The organism is Streptococcus sp. GMD6S (assembly GCF_000297015.1).
This window is the reverse complement of sequence record NZ_AJRH01000260.1, coordinates 1-551: the sequence shown is the minus strand read 5'-3', so window position 1 is coordinate 551 and position 551 is coordinate 1. Positions and strand designations below refer to the sequence as shown.

1 protein-coding gene is annotated in these 551 nt (G+C 47.7%); it reads right to left on the bottom strand.

What is annotated here, in order from left to right; translation table 11 throughout:
• Positions 1-551: G5 domain-containing protein (locus GMD6S_RS10040; protein WP_000325132.1), on the bottom strand; the 551-nt coding region annotated here is incomplete at both ends.

Sequence of the window (551 nt, the reverse complement as noted above, 5' to 3'; positions counted from 1 at the left end):
ACGATCTCTGAGACCGCTGGAGTCGTCACTTCGTTGGAGATTTCCTGGCTTCTCTCTACTTTGCCATCTACTATGTACTGACGGGTGACAATCGTACGGACGCCATCTTGACCAGCTTGGGTTATCTTGGTCTGGCCAACTGGTAAGCTATCACTCTCTACTCGTTCTCGAGTGTAGGGTTCTGCTACCGTCGTAGTAACATCCTTTTCCTCAACCTCTAGACTTGGAACTTCATTTACAGGAGCGTCTGTTGGTTTCTCGCTAACAGGGCCTGTTCCAACTGTTACGATTTCTGAGACCGCTGGAGTCGTCACTTCGTTAGAGAGTTCCTGGCTTCTCTCTACTTTTCCATCTACCATGTACTGACGGGTGACGATTGTACGCACGCCATCTTGACCAGCTTGAGTTATCTTGATTTGGCCAACTGGCAAGCTATCACTCTCTACTCGTTCTCGAGTGTAGGGTTCAGCCACTGTTGTGGTAACATCTTTTTCTTCAACGTTTAAGCTTGGAACTTCATTTATTGGAGCGTCTGTTGGTTTCTCGCTAAC